The sequence below is a fragment of the Parazoarcus communis SWub3 = DSM 12120 genome, assembly GCF_003226565.1.
Lineage (GTDB): Bacteria > Pseudomonadota > Gammaproteobacteria > Burkholderiales > Rhodocyclaceae > Parazoarcus > Parazoarcus communis.
On the sequence record NZ_QKOE01000010.1, the window covers coordinates 84,007 to 100,249 of the forward strand.

Annotated in this window: 19 protein-coding genes; 7 read left to right on the top strand and 12 right to left on the bottom strand. The window is 61.0% G+C overall.

All coding sequences use genetic code 11. The annotated features are described in order from the left end of the window. Positions 1-3: 3 nt before the first annotated feature. From dapC to DNK49_RS14365, 6 genes are all read left to right on the top strand, one after another. The gene (gene dapC / locus DNK49_RS14340; protein ID WP_110525844.1) at positions 4-1,197 is read left to right on the top strand and encodes a succinyldiaminopimelate transaminase; all 1,194 of its coding nucleotides are present in this window, start codon (positions 4-6) and stop codon (positions 1,195-1,197) included. An 11-nt stretch (positions 1,198-1,208) separates the two neighbouring features. Further along, complete coding sequence (gene dapD / locus DNK49_RS14345) at positions 1,209-2,027, top strand: 2,3,4,5-tetrahydropyridine-2,6-dicarboxylate N-succinyltransferase (RefSeq protein WP_110525847.1); 819 nt, start codon at positions 1,209-1,211, stop codon at positions 2,025-2,027. A 65-nt stretch (positions 2,028-2,092) separates the two neighbouring features. Continuing rightward, the gene (locus DNK49_RS14350) at positions 2,093-3,277 is read left to right on the top strand and encodes a PilT/PilU family type 4a pilus ATPase (protein WP_110525851.1); all 1,185 of its coding nucleotides are present in this window, start codon (positions 2,093-2,095) and stop codon (positions 3,275-3,277) included. Between the two features lie 17 nt (positions 3,278-3,294). After that, a complete protein-coding gene (dapE, locus tag DNK49_RS14355) occupies positions 3,295-4,440 on the top strand; it encodes a succinyl-diaminopimelate desuccinylase (RefSeq protein WP_110526023.1) in 1,146 nt (381 codons plus the stop codon). A gap of 6 nt (positions 4,441-4,446) precedes the next feature. Beyond that, positions 4,447-5,394, top strand: coding sequence for a 50S ribosomal protein L3 N(5)-glutamine methyltransferase (gene prmB / locus DNK49_RS14360; RefSeq protein ID WP_110525854.1), 948 nt, complete (start codon positions 4,447-4,449; stop codon positions 5,392-5,394). Between the two features lie 57 nt (positions 5,395-5,451). After that, positions 5,452-5,910 carry a response regulator gene (locus tag DNK49_RS14365; protein WP_110525857.1) on the top strand — a complete coding sequence of 153 codons (459 nt, stop codon included), beginning with the start codon at positions 5,452-5,454 and terminating at the stop codon, positions 5,908-5,910. 78 nt (positions 5,911-5,988) lie between these two features. Here DNK49_RS14365 and iscX read toward each other — a convergent pair whose 3' ends face one another. The 11 genes from iscX to DNK49_RS14420 form a co-directional block, all read right to left on the bottom strand. Next, entirely contained in the window at positions 5,989-6,183 is a 195-nt protein-coding gene (gene iscX, locus DNK49_RS14370; protein ID WP_110525860.1) for a Fe-S cluster assembly protein IscX, read from the bottom strand. After that, positions 6,183-6,524, bottom strand: a complete 342-nt coding sequence (gene fdx / locus DNK49_RS14375) for an ISC system 2Fe-2S type ferredoxin (protein ID WP_110525863.1) — start codon at positions 6,522-6,524, stop codon at positions 6,183-6,185. Before fdx ends, iscX begins: the two co-directional genes overlap by 1 nt. Beyond that, on the bottom strand, positions 6,521-8,392 hold the full coding sequence (gene hscA, locus DNK49_RS14380) for a Fe-S protein assembly chaperone HscA (RefSeq protein WP_110525866.1): 1,872 nt from the start codon (positions 8,390-8,392) through the stop codon (positions 6,521-6,523). Before hscA ends, fdx begins: the two co-directional genes overlap by 4 nt. Positions 8,393-8,407: 15 nt before the next feature. Then, positions 8,408-8,941: a Fe-S protein assembly co-chaperone HscB gene (gene hscB / locus DNK49_RS14385; protein WP_110525869.1), complete on the bottom strand. Its 534-nt coding sequence runs from the start codon at positions 8,939-8,941 to the stop codon at positions 8,408-8,410. A 25-nt stretch (positions 8,942-8,966) separates the two neighbouring features. Next, complete coding sequence (gene iscA, locus DNK49_RS14390) at positions 8,967-9,290, bottom strand: iron-sulfur cluster assembly protein IscA (protein ID WP_110526026.1); 324 nt, start codon at positions 9,288-9,290, stop codon at positions 8,967-8,969. A 15-nt stretch (positions 9,291-9,305) separates the two neighbouring features. Then, entirely contained in the window at positions 9,306-9,689 is a 384-nt protein-coding gene (iscU, locus tag DNK49_RS14395; protein WP_110525873.1) for a Fe-S cluster assembly scaffold IscU, read from the bottom strand. 21 nt (positions 9,690-9,710) lie between these two features. Continuing rightward, the gene (locus DNK49_RS14400; RefSeq protein ID WP_110525876.1) at positions 9,711-10,922 is read right to left on the bottom strand and encodes an IscS subfamily cysteine desulfurase; all 1,212 of its coding nucleotides are present in this window, start codon (positions 10,920-10,922) and stop codon (positions 9,711-9,713) included. A 30-nt stretch (positions 10,923-10,952) separates the two neighbouring features. Further along, a complete protein-coding gene (locus tag DNK49_RS14405; protein ID WP_110525879.1) occupies positions 10,953-12,101 on the bottom strand; it encodes a cysteine desulfurase family protein in 1,149 nt (382 codons plus the stop codon). 13 nt (positions 12,102-12,114) lie between these two features. Continuing rightward, positions 12,115-12,597 carry a Fe-S cluster assembly transcriptional regulator IscR gene (iscR, locus tag DNK49_RS14410; RefSeq protein ID WP_110525882.1) on the bottom strand — a complete coding sequence of 161 codons (483 nt, stop codon included), beginning with the start codon at positions 12,595-12,597 and terminating at the stop codon, positions 12,115-12,117. Positions 12,598-12,704: 107 nt separating this feature from the next. Then, positions 12,705-13,460, bottom strand: a complete 756-nt coding sequence (gene cysE, locus DNK49_RS14415; RefSeq protein ID WP_110525885.1) for a serine O-acetyltransferase — start codon at positions 13,458-13,460, stop codon at positions 12,705-12,707. A gap of 75 nt (positions 13,461-13,535) precedes the next feature. Further along, on the bottom strand, positions 13,536-14,267 hold the full coding sequence (locus DNK49_RS14420) for an RNA methyltransferase (RefSeq protein WP_110525888.1): 732 nt from the start codon (positions 14,265-14,267) through the stop codon (positions 13,536-13,538). 80 nt (positions 14,268-14,347) lie between these two features. Here DNK49_RS14420 and DNK49_RS14425 point away from each other — a divergent pair, with 80 nt between their 5' ends. Continuing rightward, a complete protein-coding gene (locus DNK49_RS14425) occupies positions 14,348-15,148 on the top strand; it encodes an inositol monophosphatase family protein (protein ID WP_110525890.1) in 801 nt (266 codons plus the stop codon). A gap of 141 nt (positions 15,149-15,289) precedes the next feature. On the opposite strand, the gene DNK49_RS14430 is transcribed toward DNK49_RS14425, so the two are convergent. Continuing rightward, the gene (locus DNK49_RS14430; protein ID WP_110525893.1) at positions 15,290-16,225 is read right to left on the bottom strand and encodes a toll/interleukin-1 receptor domain-containing protein; all 936 of its coding nucleotides are present in this window, start codon (positions 16,223-16,225) and stop codon (positions 15,290-15,292) included. Positions 16,226-16,243: the final 18 nt, after the last annotated feature.

A 16,243-nucleotide genomic window follows, 5' to 3' on the forward strand; every position in this document is an offset into this window, starting at 1 on the left:
AAAGTGAATCCGAACCTGACCCGTCTGCATTCCTATCCGTTCGAGAAATTGCGCCACCTGTTTGATGGCCTGACCCCGCCCGCCGGTTTCAGCCCCATCCGGCTGTCGATCGGCGAACCCCAGCACCCGACACCGGCCTTCATCCGGCAAGCCATCGCTGATCAGCTGGACGGGTTGGCCACCTATCCCACCACCTTGGGGGGTATCGAGGTCCGCCAGGCCATTGCAAGCTGGCTTCAGCGCCGCTACGCACTGCCCGCAATCAATCCCGCGACCCAGGTTTTGCCGGTCAATGGCTCACGCGAAGCCTTGTTTGCCTTCGCCCAATGTGTGGTCGACCCCAGCCGCAACGGCGCCAAGGTACTGTGTCCCAACCCTTTCTACCAGATCTACGAAGGGGCGGCTTTTCTGGCAGGCGCAGAGCCGGTATTCATCAATAATGTTGCGGATAACAACTTCGGCTCCGATTTCGCCGCGGTCACCGAGGACGTCTGGCGCGACGTGCAACTTGTCTATGTCTGCTCGCCCGGCAACCCGACCGGCCGGGTGCTGTCGCTCGACGAGTGGCAGCATCTGTTCGAACTATCGGACCGACATGATTTCGTCATCGCTGCCGACGAATGCTATTCCGAGATTTACTTCGACGATGCGGCACCGCCGATTGGCGCGCTCGAAGCCGCAAGCCGGCTGGGCCGCAGCGACTTCCGCAACATCGTGATGTTCTCCAGCCTGTCCAAACGCTCGAACGTACCCGGACTGCGCTCAGGCTTTGTCGCCGGCGATGCACGCATCCTGAAGGACTTCCTGCTCTACCGCACATACCACGGCTGCGCGATGAGCACCACCGTGCAAGCCGCCTCGGCGCTGGCATGGAACGACGAAGCGCATGTCGTCGAAAACCGCCGCCTCTACCGTGAAAAATTCGCCCGTGTCACCCCGATGCTGGCGCGCTGGCTGGATGTATCCCTGCCCGACGCCGGCTTCTACCTGTGGGCGCGGACACCGATTGCCGACACCGAATTCGCTCGCCGGCTGCAGGCCGAATATAATGTAACCGTCCTGCCCGGCAGCTATCTCGCCCGTGAATCCGGGGGCATCAACCCCGGCGCGGGCTTCGTGCGCATCGCGCTGGTTGCCGACACCCCCGAGTGCGTCGAAGCGGCCGAGCGCATTGTCGCCTTCTGTCAAAAACTGTAAGAGAGTCCCCAATGCAAGACTTGCAAGCCATCATCGATACCGCCTTCGACACCCGCGCCAGCCTGTCGCCCTCTTCCGCCCCCGCCGAAGTACGCAATGCGGTGGAAGCCGTCATTGCCGGCCTCGATGCCGGCACCCTGCGCGTCGCCGAGAAGAAGGACGGCCAGTGGGTGGTGAACCAGTGGATCAAGAAGGCCGTGCTGATCTCCTTCCGCCTGCGTGATAACGAAATCATGCCGGCCGGCAGCCTCAACTTCTTCGACAAGGTGCAAACCAAGTTCGGTGACTACACCCCGGAGCAGTTCCAGCAGGGTGGTTTCCGCGTCGTGCCACCTGCCGTGGCACGCAAGGGCAGCTTCATTGGCAAGAACGTGGTGCTGATGCCGTCCTATGTCAACATCGGCGCTTATGTCGATGAGGGCACCATGGTGGACACCTGGGCTACCGTCGGCTCCTGCGCCCAGATCGGCAAAAATGTGCACCTCTCCGGCGGTGTCGGTATCGGCGGCGTGCTCGAGCCCGTTCAGGCCGGTCCGGTCATCATCGAGGACAACGTCTTCGTCGGTGCCCGCTCGGAAGTGGTCGAAGGCGTGATCATCGAGGAAAACGCCGTGCTGTCGATGGGCGTGTACATCGGCCAGAGCACCAAGATCTACGACCGCGAAACGGGCGAAGTCCACTACGGTCGCGTACCTGCCGGCTCGGTGGTGGTGCCGGGCAGCCTGCCCTCCGCCGATGGCAAGTACAGCCTGTACTGCGCCGTCATCGTCAAGAAGGTTGACGCCCAGACCCGCGCCAAGACCGCGATCAACGACCTGCTGCGCGCCTGATCCTCAACCGCGCCAATGCGGGGCCTTGGCCCCGCCTCATCCTCTCGTAGATGGAGTTCGTCCCGATGATTTTCGACAAGCTGTTCCAGCTCATGGCCGAAAAGGTGGCCTCGGACATCTTCATCACCGCTGGCGCCCCGATCCACATCAAGATCCAGGGGCACACCATGCCGATCAATCAGCAGATCATGGAACCGGCCATGATTCAGAAGATGATCTACGAGATGATGTCGCCCGAACAGATCGAGCGTTTCGAACGCGACAAGGAACTGAACCTGTCCTTCGGGCGCCGGGATGTGGGCAACTTTCGCGTCAACGTGTTCTGGCAGCGCAACTCGGTCGCCATCGTGGTGCGCTTCATCCAGGGCGATATTCCGTCCGTCGCCGAGCTGGGCCTACCGTCCACGCTCAGCGATGTGGTGATGGAAAAGCGCGGTCTGGTGCTGGTCGTCGGTGCCACCGGTTCGGGCAAATCCACCACGCTGGCGTCGATGATCGACCACCGGGTGCGCAATCGCTCGGGACACATCCTGACCGTCGAAGACCCGATCGAATACCTGTTCAAGCATCGCAAATCCATCGTCAACCAGCGCGAGGTCGGCATCGACACGCTGAGCTGGCATGAGGCCCTGCGCAACGCGATGCGGCAAGCACCTGACTGCATCCTGATCGGCGAAATCCGCGATCGCGAAACCATGCAGGCCGCCCTCGCCTATTCGCAGACCGGCCACCTGTGCCTGGCCACCCTGCACGCCAACAATGCCTATCATGCATTGAACCGCATCGTTAACTTCTTCCCGCTGGAAAACCGGCCGCTGCTGTATCTCGACCTCTCGGTCGCCCTGCGCTGCATCATTTCGCAGCGTCTGGTGCGCAAGCCCGATGGCAAACGCACGCCCGCGGTCGAAACCCTGATGAATACCCGCCACATCTCCGAGCTGATCGAGCGTGGCGAGCTCAATGAAATCAAGGAGGCCATGGAACAAAGCCTGGCGCCAGGGTCACAGACCTTCGAACAGGACCTGTTCCGGCTTTACCACGAGAAGATCATCACGCTGGACGAAGCCCTGGCCAATGCCGACTCGCCGACCAATCTGTCGTGGTTGATCAATAATGCCCAACTGGGCAACGACTCGAAGGCAGCAGCCGACACGCGTAACAAACCCACACTCGATTTCGAGAACACCGATCCGGAAGGCGCATCCTTCCGCGAATTTACCTTGCACATCGACGATCACCCACAACGGTGATCCGCTTCCAGAACAAGATGACACCCATCCCCGACACCCCTACCTTCAAGCTTGCCTGCGAGTTGATCGCACGCCATTCGGTGACCCCGGAGGACGCCGGCTGCCTTGATTTGATCGCTTCCCGTCTGGCACCACTGGGTTTCAAGCTCGAGCGTATTGACACTGGCGGCGTCTGCAACCTTTGGGCACGGCGTGGCGATACAGCACCGGTACTGTGCTTCGCCGGTCATACCGACGTCGTTCCCACCGGCCCTGTCGAACGCTGGGATTCCGCTCCTTTCGAGCCGACCGTCCGCGACGGCAGGCTTTATGGACGCGGAGCCGCCGACATGAAGACCTCGCTGGCCGCCTTCGTCACCTCGATCGAGCGCTTCATTGCCGCACACCCCGACCACACCGGCAGCATCGCATTGTTGCTGACCTCCGACGAGGAAGGCATCGCGACCCACGGCACGGTCAAGGTTGTCGAAGCACTCGCGGCTCGCGGCGAGTTGCTCGATTACTGCGTGGTCGGCGAACCGACCTCGGTCGACCGACTGGGCGACATGATCAAGAACGGCCGGCGGGGGTCCTTGTCCGGTACCTTGCGGGTCAAGGGTGTACAAGGCCATGTTGCCTACCCGCATCTGGCACGCAACCCCATTCACGAGCTGGTACCGGCACTGGCCGAACTTGCGGCCGAATGCTGGGACGAAGGCAATGAATTTTTCCCGCCGACCACCTGGCAGGTGTCCAATATCCACGCAGGCACCGGCGCCAATAACATCATCCCTGGTGAATGCGAGGTGTTGTTCAATTTCCGCTTTGGTTCGGTCAGCAGTGCCGACGAACTCAAGGCCCGTGCCGAGGCCATTCTCGACAAACACGGTCTGAACTACGACCTGAGCTGGCACCTGTCGGGCAAGCCGTTCATCACCGGCCGGGGACAACTTGTGGGTGCGTTGAGCACTGCCATCCAGGACACGCTGGGTGTCGAGACCGAGCTGTCCACGACTGGCGGCACCTCTGACGGGCGTTTCATTGCCGACATCTGCAAGGAAGTCGTCGAGTTCGGCCCGGTCAATGCCAGCATTCACAAGATCAACGAGTGTGTCGCGGTTGACGCCGTCGAGCCCCTGTCCGAAATCTATTTCCGCACCCTGCGTACCCTTCTTGCCGCCTGAGGCCCCATGACCCATCACGACCACGAACACCACGAAGACGAGCACGAACACGAGAGCGGCCCACTGGCCGAACTCGTCACCGTGCGCGACTGGCTACGCTATGCCGTAACGCGATTCAATCGTGCCGGCATCTTCTGCGGCCATGGGGTTACCGACGTATTTGACGAAGCTGCCTGGCTGATCCTGTCCTCCCTCGCCCTGCCGCTGGAACGACTGGACCCCTTCCTTGATGCCTGCATTCCCTCGGACGAACGCCAGGCCCTGTTCGACAATATCGAACGGCGAGCCGTTGAGCGCATCCCCACCGCTTATCTTGTCAACGAGGCCTGGCTGGGACAGTATCGTTTTCATGTTGATGAACGCGTGATCGTGCCCAGGTCGTTCTTTGCCGAGCTGCTGGATGACGGTTTTTCGCCCTGGGTCGAAGATCCCCAGACCGTCACCAGTGCCCTGGACCTCTGCACCGGTTCGGGCTGCCTCGCAATCCTGATGGCCCAAGCCTTTCCCAATGCCGATGTGGTCGCCGTCGATCTGTCGGAGGACGCGCTGGCGGTCGCCCGCCGCAATGTCGATGACTACGGGTTGAACGATCAGATTGAACTGGTGCACAGTGATCTGTTCGACGCAATTGGCGACCGTCGTTTTGACCTGATCATCAGCAATCCACCATACGTCACCGCAGACGCAATGGCCGCCTTGCCACCCGAATACCTGCATGAGCCACACATGGCGCTGGCGGCAGGTGAAGACGGGCTGGATATCGTCCGCCGCCTGATTGCCGAAGCCGCGACGCACTTACATCCTGAAGGCATACTTGCGGTCGAAATCGGGCACAATCGCGACCTTGTCGAAAACGCCTTCCCCGATCTACCCTTCAGTTGGCTGTCCACCGAAGGTGGTGAAGACATGGTTTTTCTGCTCAAACGGGAAGACCTGCCGGGCGGCAAGGCTTGAGAAGCGGCGGGCTGATGGCTGCCGCGGTAATAAGAAACTAGCGGACTGAATCAAGAAATGGCCATGGACCGCCCCATCCTGCTCATCGAAGACAACCCCGACGACGAAGCCCTGACACTCAGAGCCTTCGGTAAGAATGGGATCACCAACCCGGTGGTCATCGCGCGTGACGGCGTGGAGGCCATCGACTACCTGAACGGCACCGGTACCCACGCAGGTCGAGACCTGACGGTGATGCCGGTGTTGATCCTGCTCGATCTCAAACTTCCCAGAATCGATGGACTTGAGGTACTCAGGCGGATTCGTGCCGGCGAACATACGGCGTTGCTGCCCGTGGTGGTGTTGACCACCTCACGAGAAACACGCGATCTGCAACAGGCTTATCGCTTGGGTGCGAACAGCTATATCCGCAAGCCGGTTGATTACGAGCGCTTCATCCAGGTGGTTGGGCAGCTGGGGGTGTATTGGCTGACCATCAACGAAACCACTGAAACAGCCGCCCACGGTCCATACTGAAACATTGAGGGGCGCCTCGGCGCCCCTCGGTGGCCCGGGTCTGCACTGGCCGCCTTCCCTTGTGAGCCGCTGGCACGTTCAGGAAACCTCGTCAATCCAGGCTTGCTGGATGGCCTCAAGAATGCGCTCGCCACAATGCTTGGGATCGTCGTCAAACTCGGGCAAGGCCATCACCCATTGCATCAGATCGACAAAATTGAGCTTGAGCGGATCCACCTCAGGATGAGCTTCGCTCAGTTGAATCGCGATTTCCTGCACTTCGGTCCATTTCATCAGTGCTTGCCCTCCCGCGCCATGTTGATGGTGTAGCGTGGGATCTCGACCACCAGCGGCGTCTCTGCCACCAGAGCCTGGCAGGATAGCCGCGATTGAGGCTCCAGCCCCCACGCCTTGTCCAGCAGATCTTCCTCTTCTTCCTCTGCCTCGTTAAGGCTGTCGATACCTTCCCGCACGATCACATGACAGGTGGTGCACGCACAGGACTTCTCGCAGGCGTGCTCAATTTCGATGCCGTTCTCGAGCAAGGCATCACAGATCGAGGTGCCGGCAGCGGCCTCGATCACCGTGCCATCCGGGCACAGCTCGACATGGGGCAGTACTATGATCTGGGTCATACCTGAATCTCGTCTATCTTCTGGCCAGCCAACGCCGCGCGGATGGAGTTGTCCATACGGCGGGCAGCAAATTCGTCGGTTTCGCGCGCAAGCGTCTCGATGCCGGTCTTGAGCGCACGATGATCCTTGCCGTCACGCAATTTGCGCAGCGTGTCGATGGCAGCATCAATTTGCGCACGCTCGCCAGCATCAAGCAAATGTCCGTCGCTTGCCAACGCCTGCTCGGTCGCCTCGATGACCCGATCAGCCTCCACCTGCTGTTCGCGCAAGGCACGCGCCAGCATGTCGTCCTCGGCACGTTCGACGCCCGCCTTCAGCATGCCGGCAATCTCGTCATCCGACAGCCCATAGGACGGCTTGACCAGCACACTGGCCTCAACCCCGGATGACATCTCGCGGGCAGAAACCGACAACAAACCATCGGCGTCAACCTGGAAGGTCACACGAATCCGCGCGGCACCGGCCACCATGGGCGGAATGCCACGCAACTCGAAACGCGCCAGCGAACGACAGTCGGCAACCAGTTCGCGCTCGCCCTGAACCACGTGGAAGGCCATTGCAGTCTGGCCGTCCTTGAACGTGGTGAATTCCTGGGCGCGGGCGATCGGCAGTGTGGCGTTGCGCGGCACCACTTTTTCCACCAGGCCTCCCATGGTCTCGAGTCCCAGCGACAGCGGGATGACGTCCAGCAACAACCAGTCGTCCTCATCCGCCGCCCGGTTGCCGACCAGGGCATTGGCCTGCATCGCGGCACCAAGCGCAACAACCTTGTCGGGGTCGAGATTGGTCAGTGGCTCCTGGCCGAAGTACTCGGCCACCGCACGCTGAATGTGCGGCATCCGGGTGGCACCACCCACCATCACCACACCCTTGATGTCTTCTGGGGCCAGACCCGCGTCGCGCAGGGCCTTGCGCACCGGGCCCAAGGTCTTCTGCACCAGATGCCGGGTCATCTCCGCGAACTGGTCGCGAGTGACGACCAGGTCCACCACTTCGCCAGAGCCAAGCTTCACGTGAATCGGTGCTTCCTCGCAGGAGGTGAGCAACTCCTTGGCTTCCCGCGCCTTGATCTGCAATCGACGACCATCTTCAGAGGAAGGCGGATCAATTGCAGCCTGGTCGAGCATCCAGCAAAACAGGCGATGATCGAAATCATCGCCGCCCAATGCGGCATCGCCATTGGTAGACAGGACTTCGAACACGCCGCGGGTCAGTTTCAGGATCGAGAGGTCGAAGGTCCCTCCGCCCAGGTCGTAGACCGCATAAACACCCTCCGCTGCGTTGTCCAGACCATAGGCCACAGCCGCAGCCGTCGGCTCATTGAGCAGACGCAGTACTTCAAGGCCGGCCAGTCGGGCCGCATCCTTGGTGGCTTGACGCTGGGCCTCATCGAAATAAGCCGGTACGGTGATCACGGCACCCGTCAAGGTGCCGCCCAGGCTGGCCTCGGCACGTTCGCGCAGCGCGCGCAGGATTTCGGCAGACACCTCGACCGGGCTTTTCACCCCCTGAATGGTGCGAAGACGCACCATACCGGGGCTGTCTTCGAAGTCGTAGGGCATGGTCTCGACATGCGCCACATCCTTCAGACCCCGGCCCATGAAACGCTTGACCGAGACAATGGTGTTCTTGGGGTCGGTAGCCTGAGCTTTGGCTGCGGCCAGGCCGACATCGACACTGCCGTCGGCACGATAGCGGACGATGGATGGCAGCATGGCGCGACCAGTGTCATCGGCCAGACAGACAGCGATGCTGTTGCGCACCGTCGCCACCAGCGAATTCGTAGTGCCAAGGTCGATGCCGACGGCAAGCCGGTGCTGGTGCGGCTCGGTCGACATCCCGGGTTCAGCGATCTGCAACAAGGCCATCAGGGCTTTCCAGGTTCAGGTCTCGAGCGCCTCTAGGGCGTCGTCGATCTCGTGTTGTAGTTTCTCGATGAACATCAGGCGGCGCACGGTATCGGCTGCAGCGTCAAAGTCGGCCTTGTCGTCAAGTGCATGTCCAAGTCCGGCCATGACCTCTTTCGAGTGCGTCCGCAGGCGGACATGCAGGCTTTCCAGTGCATCGACATCACCCGCCTGGCGCGCCTCCTCAACGGCTTCACGCCACTCCATCTGCTCCATCAGAAACGCAGGGGACATGGCAGTGTTGGTTTCCAGCCCCGCATCCACACCCGCGAGCTCCAGCAGGTATTGCGCCCTGGGCAAGGGCTTGCGCAAGGTGCGATAGCCCTCGTTCACCCGCGTGGCCCACTGCATCGAAGCGCGCTTTTCGGCATCGGACAGATGGGCGTGACGGTCAGGATGCACCCTGGCCTGCAACTCGTGCCAAGCTTGATCGAGCTTGGCCTCGTCGATTGCGAAGGCGCGCGGCAAGCCGAAAAGACCAAAGAAATCCTGCTTGAGGTCGATGCTCATGCCAGCTTAAACCTGCGCACAGGGATCAGACATTGAAGCTTTCGCCACAACCGCATTGATCCTTGACGTTCGGGTTGTTGAACTTGAAACCTTCGTTCAAGCCCTCGCGGACAAAGTCCAGCTCGGTGCCTTCAAGATAGGGCAAGCTCTTCGGGTCGATGATCACCTTGACGCCATGGCTGTCGAAAACCAGATCTTCGTCCTGCGTTTCGTCGACGAATTCGAGCTTGTAAGCCATCCCGGAACAACCCGACGTCTTCACGCCCAGTCGAATTCCGACACCCTTGCCCCGTTTAGCGATGAAACCGGCAACATGCTTTGCAGCGCTGGCGGACAGCGTAACGCCCATGATCATTCCCCTCGTTCAGAGCTCGTGTTTCTTGCGGTAATCAGCCACCGCCGCCTTGATCGCATCCTCTGCAAGGATGGAGCAATGGATTTTAACCGGCGGCAGTGCCAGTTCTTCGGCAATCTGTGTGTTCTTGATCTCGAGTGCCTGATCCAGGGTCTTGCCCTTGACCCACTCGGTCACCAGCGAGCTGGAAGCAATTGCCGAGCCACAACCATAGGTTTTGAACTTGGCGTCTTCGATCACACCATCCTTGCCGACCTTGATCTGCAGCTTCATCACATCGCCACAGGCCGGGGCGCCCACCATGCCGGTGGCGACGGTATCGTCATCCTTGGCAAAGGCGCCGACGTTGCGGGGATTCTCGTAGTGATCCAGAACTTTTTCGCTGTAAGCCATGATGTTTCTCCTGCCAGATGTTTAGTGAGCCGCCCACTGCACCGTATCGAGATCGATGCCGTCCTTGAACATCTCCCACAGCGGGGACAGTTCGCGCAGCTTGCCGATCTTCTTGTGCAACAGGTCGATGGTGAAGTCGATCTCTTCTTCGGTGGTGAAGCGGCCGATGGTGAAGCGGATCGAGCTGTGTGCAAGTTCGTCGTTGCGGCCCAGGGCGCGCAGCACATAAGAAGGCTCAAGGCTGGCCGAGGTACATGCCGAACCCGACGACACCGCAATATCCTTGATCGCCATGATCAGCGACTCGCCCTCGACGTAAGCGAAGGAGATGTTGAGATTGTGCGGCACGCGATGCTCGAGGTCGCCGTTGATATAGGTGGCCTCGATATCGGTCAAGCCTTTCAGCAGCTTGTCACGCAGACCCCGGACACGCTCGTTCTCGCTCGCCATCTCTTCACGAGCGATGCGGAAGGCCTCGCCCATACCAACGATCTGGTGGGTTGCCAGCGTACCCGAACGCAAGCCGCGCTCGTGACCGCCACCATGCATCTGCGCCTCCAGGCGGACGCGCGGTTTGCGCCGCACATACAGCGCGCCGATGCCCTTGGGACCGTAGGTCTTGTGCGCAGAGAAGCTCATCAGATCGACCTTGAGCTTCTCCAGATCAATTTCGACCTTGCCAGTTGCCTGTGCCGCGTCGACATGGAAGATGATGCCGCGCTCACGGCACAACTCACCGATCTCGGCGATGGGCTGGACCACACCGACTTCGTTGTTGACGAACATCACCGACACCAGGATGGTGTCCGGACGCAAGGCAGCCTTGAACGCTTCGAGGTCGACGAGGCCGTTCTCCTGCACATCGAGGTAAGTCGCTTCGAAGCCCTCACGCTCAAGTTCGCGCACGGTATCGAGTACTGCCTTGTGCTCGGTCTTCAGCGTGATGACGTGCTTGCCCTTCCCCTTGTAGAAGTGCGCAGCACCCTTGATCGCAAGGTTGTTCGACTCGGTCGCGCCGGAGGTCCAGATGATCTCCTTCGAATCGGCATTGACCAACGCGGCGACCTGCTCCCGGGCATCCTCCACGGCTTTTTCCGCCGCCCAGCCAAAGGCATGCGAACGGCTGGCCGGGTTGCCGAACTGCTCGGTCAGCCAGGGAATCATGGCCTGCGCAACGCGCGGATCAACCGGCGTAGTGGCCGAATAATCGAGATAGATCGGAAACTTCAGCATTACGTTTCTCCGCAGATTCGTCGTATCGGTTCAGACTGCCATCGCAGCCAGGTTCTTCAGTTCAGCAACCGTGTGCACCAGCACATCGGCAAAGTGTTCAATCTGTTCGGCGGTGGTATCCCGGCCAAAACTGACCCGGACCGCACCACGGGCAAAATCCGGCTCAACCCCCATCGCAAGCAAGGCATGCGAGGGCTCTGGATTGGCACTCGAGCACGCCGAGCCGCTGGCGCAGGCAAAGCCGGCCCGGTCGAGTTTGCCCACCAGGGTTTCACCATCGATCCCCTCGAAGGCGAAAAAGCTGGTGTTGGGCAGGCGCTCGGCACGTGCCGAAAACACGCAAGCGCCCTCAGCCAGCAGTCGCCCCTCGAGATTCTGCCTTAATTCGCTCAGGCGCTCAGCTTCACTCGCCTGACGGATCACTGCACGCTCGCAGGCAATACCGAAGCCGACGATCGCAGCAATATTCTCGGTACCGGAACGCAAACCGCGCTCCTGCCCGCCACCTGCAATCAAAGGCGCCAACTCCACACGCTTGTCCACAATCAAGGCACCTGCACCGACCGGCCCACCGATCTTGTGAGCCGACAGTGTGATCGCGTTGACACCCAGTGTACGGAAGTCAATCGGCACCTTGCCCAGCGCCTGGACCGCATCGCTGTGCATCCACGCTCCACCCTGGCGGACTTGCGCGGCCAGCGTCGCGACATCCTGCATCACGCCAGTTTCGTTGTTGGCCAACATCACCGACACCAGCGAAGGCCGAGCCTCCAGTGTGGCGCGCCAGTCCGCCTGCTGCAGGCGTCCTTCCTGATCCACCGCGATCTCACGCATCACCCAACCGGAGCGACGCAACTGACGTGCCGGCTCTCGGACACAGGGATGCTCGATCGCGCTGATCGCAATCAACCCCTGCTTCATTGCGGCAGCTGCACCCTTGATGAAAAGGTTGTTGGCTTCCGAGCCGCCGCTGGTAAAGATCACTTCAGTCGGATGCGCGCCGACTGCCGCCGCCACCCGACCACGTGCGTCGTCGACTGCAGCCCGTGCCTGGCGCCCGTACTCATGACGACTGGAGGCATTGCCAAAGCGCGTACCCAGCCAGGGCAACATGGCTTCCAGCACTTCCGGATCAAGCGGTGTGCTGGCATTCCAGTCGAGGTAGATCGGCGCAAACATGGCGTTCATCCGCTCAGGCCGCCGCTGCCTCACGCAGCGAAATGGCTGCACGACGACGTACATCCTTGAGCACATTGACATCCGGATCCGGCTTCACTTCGCGCTCGACCAGCGCACCCAACGTGACCGAGTCGAGATAGGCGTACATGCGCTTGTTGAGATTGGTCCACAGATCGTGTGTCATGCAGCGATGTTCGTCGTGGCAGTTCTGCTTGCCGCCGCACAGCGTGGCATCGAGCGGCTCATCAACGGCAATGATGATGTCGGTCACCGTGATGTCGCGCATGTCACGCGCCAGGCGATAACCACCACCCGGGCCGCGCACGCTGGTCACCAGCTTGTAGCGCCGCAACTTGCCGAACAGCTGCTCCAGATAGGAAAGGGAGATCTTCTGGCGTTCGGCGATACCGGCCAGCGTCACCGGCCCCTCAGCCTGTCGCGAGGCCAGATCGATCATCGCCGTCACGGCGAAACGTCCCTTAGTCGTCAGTCTCATGATGCATCCTCGCAGCAAAGTTGGGGCGCCCAGGCCAATACCCGAACGTTTCACTCAACTATACATATCCCGACAAAAACGGTCAACTAAAGGCCTGATAGCCGTGCCTAATCAACCATTTTCGACAGACGAGAGGCATCAAAGTCATCACTCGACTCGACTGCGGGATCGAGCTTGAAGCCCGCAGCCTCCAGACGCTCGACAATGATCTGGAAGCGCCGGTCAGTCTCCACCGCGTGGTCGAGCAAACCATGCAGCGCTTTTGCGACCGGATCATCCATGTCGCGGGTGACGCCATACGCAGAAAACCCCATCTGTTCGGCTTTCTGCGCCCGTTCGGCGTCGCGCTCCGGATCGAGGATGCGAGCCGGATTGCCCACCGCCGTCGCCCCGGCTGGCACCGGTTTGACAACGACTGCATTGGAGCCGATCTTGGCACCGTCACCCACCTCGAAACCGCCCAGCACCTTGGCACCGGCACCAACCACGACCCCTTTGCCCAATGTCGGGTGACGCTTGGTGCCTCGATACAGCGAGGTCCCCCCCAGCGTCACCGCCTGGTAGATGGTGCAGTCGTCGCCGACCACCGCAGTCTCACCGATCACGACACCCATACCATGATCGATGAACACCCGCCGGCCAATCACCGCCCCCGGGTGAATCTCGATACCGGTCAGGAACCGGCCAACATGACTGATGAAACGCCCCAGCCAGAACAGCTGTCGACGCCAGGCGCCATGAGCAAGACGGTGAAACATCAGCGCATGCACGCCCGGGTAACAGGTCAGCACCTCCAGTGTCGAACGGGCTGCCGGATCGCGCTCACGCACGCTGGCCAGGTCCTCACGAAGATGCTGGAACATGAGATCAAGACTCCTGAAACAAATGAAAAAGGACATTGCCCGCGTCTGGTTCGACACGGGCAATGTCCGAGTATTTTAATCAACTTTACGCTGAAAGCTAGTGAGCATGCCGCGCAGGATGCCGATCTCCTCCTTCTCGAGGCGGACGCGGCCAAACAGGCGACGCAGGCGCGGCATCAAGCGTCGCGGATTGTCGGGCTCGTGAAAGCCACTCTCGGTCACCGCCCGCTCGAGATGCCCGAGAAAACCCTCGACCTCGTCATGCGTCGCCGGCTGTGGTCGCGGATCGTCGTACGCTTCTGCAGGTTCCAACGCTGCCATGCGCATCTCGTAGCACAGCAGTTGCACCGCGGCGCCCAGGTTCAGCGACGAAAAATCCGGGTTGGTCGGAATGGTGACCGGCATCGCGCACAGGCCGACCTCCTCGTTGCTGAGCCCACTGGTCTCGTTACCGAACACCAGCGCAACCTCGCCGCTTCGCCCCCAATCCACCATTTCGACAGCCGCCGCCCGCGCAGACCGCCGTGGTAACGACAGCTCACGCCGACGCGCAGTGACTGCAGCGGCAAGCACCGTGCCCGCAAGCGCATCCTCGAGTCGTTCGACCACGCGCGCGCCGGCAAGAACGTCGCCCGCACCCGAGGCCCGGGCATCGGCTACCGGATCTGGAAAGGAGGCCGGCGAAACCAGCCAGAGTTGCGATAGACCCATGGTCTTCATCGCACGTGCAGCCGCACCAATATTGCCGGGGTGGCTGGGTCGTGACAACACGACACGGATACGGTCAAGCGCAAAGGCGCCGTTCATATTAAAATTCGTCGTTTTTCGTATTTGATCGTGACGGGGCGCACTGCCCTGGACCGCTCCATCTTCCGAGACCGATCCGCATGCATCCCATCCTGAATATCGCCATCAAGGCAGCCCGCCGCGCCGCAACCGTCATCAACCGGGCCTCGACGCAGATTGACCTGCTCACTGTCGAGTCCAAGTCGCCGAACGACTTCGTCACCGAAGTCGACCGCGCCGCCGAAAAAGCCATCATCGAGGTTCTGCAGGAAGCCTATCCGGGGTACGGGATTCTAGCAGAGGAGTCCGGCGAGTCTGGCGCAGACAGCGAATTCGTCTGGATCATTGATCCACTCGACGGCACCACCAACTTCATCCACGGTTTTCCGCAGTACGCCATCTCGATCGCCCTGGCCAAGAACGGCGTGCCCGAGCATGGCCTGGTCTACGATCCGATCCGCAACGAGATGTTCACTGCCTCTCGCGGTGGCGGCGCCTACCTCAACGATCGTCGCATCCGTGTCTCGCGTCGCGTGCGCCTGTCGGATGCCCTGCTGGGTACCGGCTTTCCCTATCGCCAGTTCGACAACGTGGACGCCTATCTCGGAATGTTCCGCGAGCTGACGCAAAAGAGCGCCGGCATCCGGCGCCCTGGTGCTGCTGCACTCGACCTGGCCTATGTCGCGACAGGTCGCCTGGACGGCTTCTGGGAAATCGGCCTGGCGCCCTGGGATATGGCAGCCGGCGTACTGATGATCCAGGAAGCCGGCGGCCTGGTGTCCGATCTGGCAGGTGAGGCCAACTACCTGACCACCGGGAATGTGGTGGCCGGCACGCCCAAGGTGTTCGGCCAGCTACTTCCCATCATTCAGGCCTACCGTGGAGACAAACTGCAGGCCTGATTGATCAACGTGCCGGCGCAAATAAACGCACCGGCACGTCGCTACATTTCGAGTTGGAGAGGCGTGTCAGCCACTACCACGATTCAGCTTGCCCCCTGACAGACGCGAATCGCCTTCACGGTTAACCTGAAAGCCTAATTCCTAATCTGATAAACGTCTCTCCAGGACAAAACGCACTGCGGAGTCAGCGGTCTGCGCGCTTGCCATCCACAGCGTCACCTCAATACGACCTGCCACGAAAGTGGCCGAATAGTGATGAGTACGTGGCTGCGTTGCTCCGTTACTCAGCATCTCCGTGCTACCCACCTTGAAACTGATCCTTCCATCCTCCAGGCTCCCCCCCTCGATCAGTCGCGGTACCCCCAGGAATCCAGCATACCCATCCAGGCGAGAGCCGTTGGTTTCAAACTGGAAGCGCTCATCCACGGTAATCCCCCAGGGGTAGGTCACCTGGCCATGCCACTCGCCGTCGATCACGAAATCTGACGAATCCAGCCAGACCATCCATCCAGCCGCCAGCAGCACAAACAGCGCGGCCACGACACTCAAACCCAGCGTCAAGCGGCGCCTGCCGGCAAGCGCAGGCAAACCGGCACGGTCGGCACTGCGCAAGACCGACCTCACGCCACACTGGCGCTCCAGCGCCTGCTGCAGACGATCGATATCGGCATGCCACGACACATCGCGCAGCGTCGCCGCATGGCGGGCACTCAGCCCCTTGATCGACGGTGGCAGCGCCTTCTCGTCGGGCATCACCGCATCGCCAATCAAGATGGGGAATACCGGCTTTCCGGACGCCAACGCCCACTCGATCTCGCGACGGACAAAGTCATCCGCACGATCCAGGCGTCGATCCTCACCGCCCGCCTCCAGCCAGCCCGGCCCGATCAGTACCAGAACCGCGGCGACTTCCTCCAGCCGGTCGGTGATGACCTGTCCAAAATCCTCCCCGGGCACGATGTCATCCACATCGCGAAAAACCGAATCGTGGCCGAAACGGGTCTCCAGCGCATCGGTCAGCCGTCCGGCATGGCCTGCGCTGTCCTCTCTTCGGTAAGAGACAAAGAACAATGGCACGGATCGCCCTGCTCAGAC